The sequence below is a fragment of the Streptococcus sp. 4155 genome (assembly GCF_013276695.1).
Lineage (GTDB): Bacteria > Bacillota > Bacilli > Lactobacillales > Streptococcaceae > Streptococcus > Streptococcus pseudopneumoniae.
Genome location: NZ_VMLM01000082.1, coordinates 1 through 5298 on the forward strand (window position 1 = coordinate 1; position 5298 = coordinate 5298).

General features: G+C 38.8%; 7 protein-coding genes. All 7 read left to right on the forward strand.

Annotated features, from left to right (window positions below; translation table 11 throughout):
• Nucleotides 1-8: 8 nt before the first annotated feature.
• Nucleotides 9-410, forward strand: a complete 402-nt coding sequence (locus tag HT715_RS09565; RefSeq protein WP_078697938.1) for a GNAT family N-acetyltransferase — start codon at nucleotides 9-11, stop codon at nucleotides 408-410.
• 429 nt (nucleotides 411-839) lie between these two features.
• Nucleotides 840-1040, forward strand: coding sequence for a F0F1 ATP synthase subunit C (locus HT715_RS09570; protein WP_001054562.1), 201 nt, complete (start codon nucleotides 840-842; stop codon nucleotides 1038-1040).
• Between the two features lie 34 nt (nucleotides 1041-1074).
• Nucleotides 1075-1791 (forward strand): F0F1 ATP synthase subunit A, encoded by a 717-nt coding sequence (atpB, locus tag HT715_RS09575; RefSeq protein WP_000392851.1) that lies wholly within the window; start codon nucleotides 1075-1077, stop codon nucleotides 1789-1791.
• A 13-nt stretch (nucleotides 1792-1804) separates the two neighbouring features.
• Nucleotides 1805-2299 carry a F0F1 ATP synthase subunit B gene (gene atpF / locus HT715_RS09580; protein ID WP_050313353.1) on the forward strand — a complete coding sequence of 165 codons (495 nt, stop codon included), beginning with the start codon at nucleotides 1805-1807 and terminating at the stop codon, nucleotides 2297-2299.
• The gene (locus HT715_RS09585) at nucleotides 2299-2835 is read left to right on the forward strand and encodes a F0F1 ATP synthase subunit delta (protein WP_119942177.1); all 537 of its coding nucleotides are present in this window, start codon (nucleotides 2299-2301) and stop codon (nucleotides 2833-2835) included. The genes atpF and HT715_RS09585 overlap by 1 nt, the downstream gene beginning before the upstream one ends.
• A 14-nt stretch (nucleotides 2836-2849) precedes the next feature.
• Entirely contained in the window at nucleotides 2850-4355 is a 1506-nt protein-coding gene (gene atpA, locus HT715_RS09590) for a F0F1 ATP synthase subunit alpha (protein WP_138701359.1), read from the forward strand.
• 15 nt (nucleotides 4356-4370) lie between these two features.
• On the forward strand, nucleotides 4371-5249 hold the full coding sequence (locus HT715_RS09595; protein WP_000301222.1) for a F0F1 ATP synthase subunit gamma: 879 nt from the start codon (nucleotides 4371-4373) through the stop codon (nucleotides 5247-5249).
• Nucleotides 5250-5298 lie beyond the last annotated feature (49 nt).

Consider the following 5298-nt stretch of genomic DNA (forward strand, 5'->3'; position numbering starts at 1 on the left):
TTTATTTTATTTCACTATACTTTAGATTGAAAAATAAGGAATCACATAAATCGCAAGAAATAGGGAATCTGATTCGTGTTTATAACCGTTCAAAAAGAGAAGAAGCTGAAAGTGAGCCACTTAATCTTTATGTCGAAGATGAAAAGGGCAATCTCCTGGCAGGTTTGATAGTAGAGACTTTTAGAAATTGGCTAGAAATCGAGTATTTATTTGTAAAAGAGGAACTGAGAGGGCAAGGAATCGGTTCAAAACTATTGCAGCAAGCAGAAACTGAAGCTAAGAATCGAAACTGTCGTTTTGCCTTTGTCAATACCTACCAGTTTCAAGCTCTTGATTTTTATAAAAGGTATGGCTACAAGGAAGTCTTTAGGTTACAAGACTATCCCTACATTGGGCAAAGATATTATTAGCAAAAGAATCTGTAAGGTGAGTATGGAGGTATAATACAAAGAGAGGCTCGCACATAAGTATGGAGGTGGACTGATGTATATGAGTAACTATCGATAAATACCAGTTATAACCTAGAAATTGTGTCTTTCTGGGCAATATTGGGTACAATGCAATGGCAGCTGAGAAATTGGGAATCAAGGCTTATCGGGTTAAGAAAAGAAGTGATGTGGTTGATATTTTAAAACAATTTATTTAAACTAAAAACTTTCTATCTTTTTAAATTGACATTAATCCGAGATTCCCCTCTCGAGTTTTTCAGAATAGAGTGAAATCCGAAAGAAAATGGAAATAATTTTTATTAAACGCTTCCAATAGCGGTTAAAAGTTGACAAATTTAAATTTTAGGACTACACTAAGTAAGTAAATTTTATTTTAAAGGAGAATTCGTTATGAATTTAACATTTTTAGGCTTATGTATTGCCTGTATGGGCGTATCTGTCGGTGAAGGTTTATTGATGAATGGACTGTTTAAATCAGTAGCACGCCAACCAGATATGCTTTCTGAGTTTCGTAGTTTGATGTTTTTAGGTGTTGCCTTTATTGAAGGAACTTTCTTTGTAACTCTTGTCTTCTCATTTATTATCAAATAAATACATGGAACGAGAAGAAAAGGGAGGATTTTAGATGGAAGAAAGTATTAATCCAATCATCTCTATTGGTCCTGTTATCTTCAATCTGACTATGTTAGCCATGACCTTGTTGATTGTGGGAGTTATTTTTGTCTTTATTTATTGGGCAAGCCGCAATATGACCTTGAAACCCAAAGGAAAGCAAAATGTACTTGAGTATGTCTATGACTTTGTTATTGGATTTACAGAACCTAACATTGGTTCGCGCTACATGAAAGATTACTCACTCTTTTTCCTTTGTTTATTTCTTTTCATGGTGATTGCCAATAACCTTGGCTTAATGACAAAGCTTCAAACGATCGATGGGACTAACTGGTGGAGTTCGCCAACCGCTAATTTACAGTATGACTTAACCTTATCTTTTCTTGTCATTTTGTTGACACATATAGAAAGCGTTCGTCGTCGTGGATTTAAAAAAAGTATAAAATCTTTTATGAGTCCTGTTTTTGTCATACCGATGAATATCTTGGAAGAATTTACAAACTTCTTATCTTTGGCTTTGCGGATTTTTGGGAATATCTTTGCAGGAGAGGTCATGACGAGTTTGTTACTTCTTCTTTCCCACCAAGCTATTTATTGGTATCCAGTAGCCTTTGGAGCTAATTTGGCTTGGACTGCATTTTCTGTCTTTATTTCCTGCATCCAAGCTTATGTCTTTACTCTTTTGACATCTGTGTATTTAGGGAATAAGATTAATATTGAAGAGGAATAGAAAGGAGTAACTGATGCACGTAACAGTAGGTGAATTGATTGGTAATTTTATTTTAATCACTGGCTCTTTTATTCTTTTGCTAGTCTTGATTAAAAAATTTGCATGGTCTAATATTACAGGCATTTTCGAAGAAAGAGCTGAAAAAATTGCTTCAGATATTGACAGAGCTGAAGAAGCCCGTCAAAAAGCAGAAGTATTGGCTCAAAAACGCGAAGATGAATTGGCTGGTAGCCGTAAAGAAGCCAAGGCAATCATTGAGAATGCGAAAGCAACAGCTGAGCAAAGTAAGGCTAGTATTTTAGTAGATGCTAAACTAGAAGCAGGACGCTTAAAAGAAAAAGCAAACCAAGAAATTGCTCAAAACAAAGCTGAAGCTTTACAAAGCGTTAAGGGTGAGGTAGCAGATTTGACCATCAGCCTAGCTGGTAAAATCATCTCACAAAACCTTGATGGTCATGCCCATAAAGAACTCATTGATCAGTATATCGATCAGCTAGGAGAAGCTTAATGGACAAGAAAACAGTAAAGGTAATTGAAAAATACAGCATGCCTTTTGTCCAATTGGTACTTGAAAAAGGAGAAGAAGCCCGTATCTTTTCAGACTTGACTCAAATCAAGCAAGTTGCTGAAGAAACAGGTTTACCTTCTTTTTTAAAAAAAGTGACAGTAGATGAGTCTGACAAGAAAAAAACGATTGCTTTTTTCCAAGACTCTGTGTCACCTTTATTACAAAACTTTATCCAGGTTCTGGCCTACAATCACAGAGTAAATCTTTTTTATGATGTGCTTGTAGATTGCTTGGACCGACTTGAAAAAGAAACAAATCGATTTGAAGTGACGATTACTGCTGCTCATCCTCTAACTGATGAACAAAAGAGTCGTTTGCTCCCTTTGATTGAGAAGAAAATGTCTCTGAAAGTAAGGAGTGTAAAAGAACAAATCGATGAAAGTCTCATTGGTGGTTTTGTTATTTTTGCCAATCACAAGACAATTGATGTGAGTATTAAACAACAACTTAAAGTTGTTAAAGAAAATTTGAAATAGAAAGTGGTGTTCTTTTGGCAATTAACGCACAAGAAATCAGCGCTTTAATTAAGCAACAAATTGAAAATTTCAAACCCAATTTTGATGTGACTGAAACAGGTGTTGTAACCTATATCGGGGACGGTATCGCGCGTGCTCATGGCCTTGACAATGCCATGAGTGGAGAGTTGTTGATCTTTGAAAACGGCTCTTATGGTATGGCTCAAAACTTGGAGTCAACAGACGTTGGTATTATCATCCTAGGTGACTTTACAGATATTCGTGAAGGCGATACAATCCGCCGTACAGGTAAAATCATGGAAGTCCCAGTAGGTGAAAGTCTGATTGGTCGTGTTGTGGATCCGCTTGGTCGTCCGGTTGACGGTCTGGGAGAAATCCACACTGATAAAACTCGTCCAGTAGAAGCGCCAGCTCCTGGTGTCATGCAACGTAAGTCAGTCTCAGAACCATTGCAAACTGGTTTGAAAGCTATTGACGCCCTTGTACCGATTGGTCGTGGTCAACGTGAGTTGATTATCGGTGACCGTCAGACAGGGAAAACAACCATTGCGATTGATACAATCTTGAACCAAAAAGATCAAGATATGATCTGTATCTATGTCGCAATTGGACAAAAAGAATCAACAGTTCGTACGCAAGTAGAAACACTTCGTCAGTACGGTGCCTTGGACTACACAATCGTTGTGACAGCCTCTGCTTCACAACCATCTCCATTGCTCTTCCTAGCTCCTTATACTGGGGTTGCCATGGCGGAAGAATTTATGTACCAAGGGAAGCATGTTTTGATTGTATACGATGATCTATCAAAACAAGCGGTAGCTTATCGTGAACTGTCACTCTTGCTTCGTCGTCCTCCAGGTCGTGAAGCCTTTCCAGGGGATGTTTTCTACCTTCACAGCCGTTTGCTTGAGCGCTCAGCTAAAGTTTCTGATGAACTTGGTGGTGGATCAATTACAGCCCTACCATTTATCGAGACACAAGCAGGAGATATCTCGGCCTATATCGCAACCAATGTGATTTCTATCACTGATGGACAAATCTTCCTTGGTGATGGTCTCTTCAATGCGGGTATTCGTCCAGCCATCGATGCGGGTTCATCTGTATCACGTGTAGGTGGTTCTGCACAAATCAAAGCCATGAAGAAGGTTGCTGGTACACTTCGTATCGACCTTGCTTCATACCGTGAGTTGGAAGCCTTCACTAAGTTTGGTTCTGACTTGGATGCGGCAACACAGGCTAAGTTGAACCGCGGTCGTCGTACAGTTGAAGTCTTGAAACAACCTGTTCACAAACCATTACCTGTTGAGAAACAAGTAACCATTCTTTATGCTTTGACACATGGTTTCTTGGATACTGTTCCAGTAGATGATATTGTTCGTTTCGAGGAAGAGTTCCATGCCTTCTTTGATGCTCAACATCCAGAGATTTTGGAAACCATTCGTGATACAAAAGACTTGCCAGAAGAAGCAGTCTTGGATGCTGCGATTACAGAGTTTCTCAATCAATCTAGCTTCCAATAAGAATAGAGGTGTCAGATGGCAGTATCTCTAAATGATATTAAAACAAAAATCGCCTCAACAAAAAATACGAGTCAAATCACTAATGCCATGCAAATGGTCTCAGCTGCTAAGCTAGGTCGCTCTGAAGAAGCTGCTCGCAACTTTCAAGTTTACGCTCAGAAGGTTCGCAAACTTTTGACAGATATTCTTCATGGTAATGGAGCTGGTGGTTCAACTAATCCCATGTTGATTAGTCGTCCAGTTAAGAAGACAGGCTACATCGTCATTACTTCAGACCGCGGTTTGGTTGGAGGTTATAATTCCTCTATTCTGAAAGCCGTTATGGAGTTGAAGGAAGAATACCATCCAGACGGTACAGGTTTTGAAATGATCTGTATTGGTGGAATGGGAGCTGATTTCTTTAAGGCTCGCGGTATTCAACCACTTTATGAATTACGTGGTTTAGCAGACCAACCTAGCTTTGATCAAGTTCGTAAGATTATTTCAAAAACTGTTGAAATGTACCAAAATGAACTTTTTGATGAACTCTATGTTTGCTACAACCACCATGTCAATACGCTAACCAGTCAAATGCGTGTGGAACAAATGCTTCCGATTGTTGACTTGGATCCAAATGAAGCGGATGAAGACTACAGCTTAACTTTTGAATTGGAAACCAGCCGAGAAGAAATTTTGGAGCAGTTGTTGCCTCAGTTTGCAGAAAGTATGATTTACGGTGCCATTATCGATGCCAAGACAGCTGAAAATGCTGCTGGTATGACAGCCATGCAAACAGCGACAGATAATGCTAAGAAAGTCATCAATGATTTGACAATTCAGTATAACCGTGCCAGACAGGCGGCGATTACACAAGAAATTACAGAAATCGTAGCAGGAGCTAGTGCCTTAGAATAGGCTCTAGTCCAGCTCGTATGAAAATGAACTTATACTCAATGAAAATCAA

Excerpts from the sequence above, each read along its gene's own strand:
- HT715_RS09570 (WP_001054562.1), top strand. The coding sequence starts at position 840 with ATGAATTTAACATTTTTAGGCTTATGTATTGCCTGTATGGGCGTATCT.
- atpB (WP_000392851.1), top strand. The coding sequence starts at position 1,075 with ATGGAAGAAAGTATTAATCCAATCATCTCTATTGGTCCTGTTATCTTC.
- atpF (WP_050313353.1), top strand. The coding sequence starts at position 1,805 with ATGCACGTAACAGTAGGTGAATTGATTGGTAATTTTATTTTAATCACT.
- HT715_RS09585 (WP_119942177.1), top strand. The coding sequence starts at position 2,299 with ATGGACAAGAAAACAGTAAAGGTAATTGAAAAATACAGCATGCCTTTT.
- HT715_RS09595 (WP_000301222.1), top strand. The coding sequence starts at position 4,371 with ATGGCAGTATCTCTAAATGATATTAAAACAAAAATCGCCTCAACAAAA.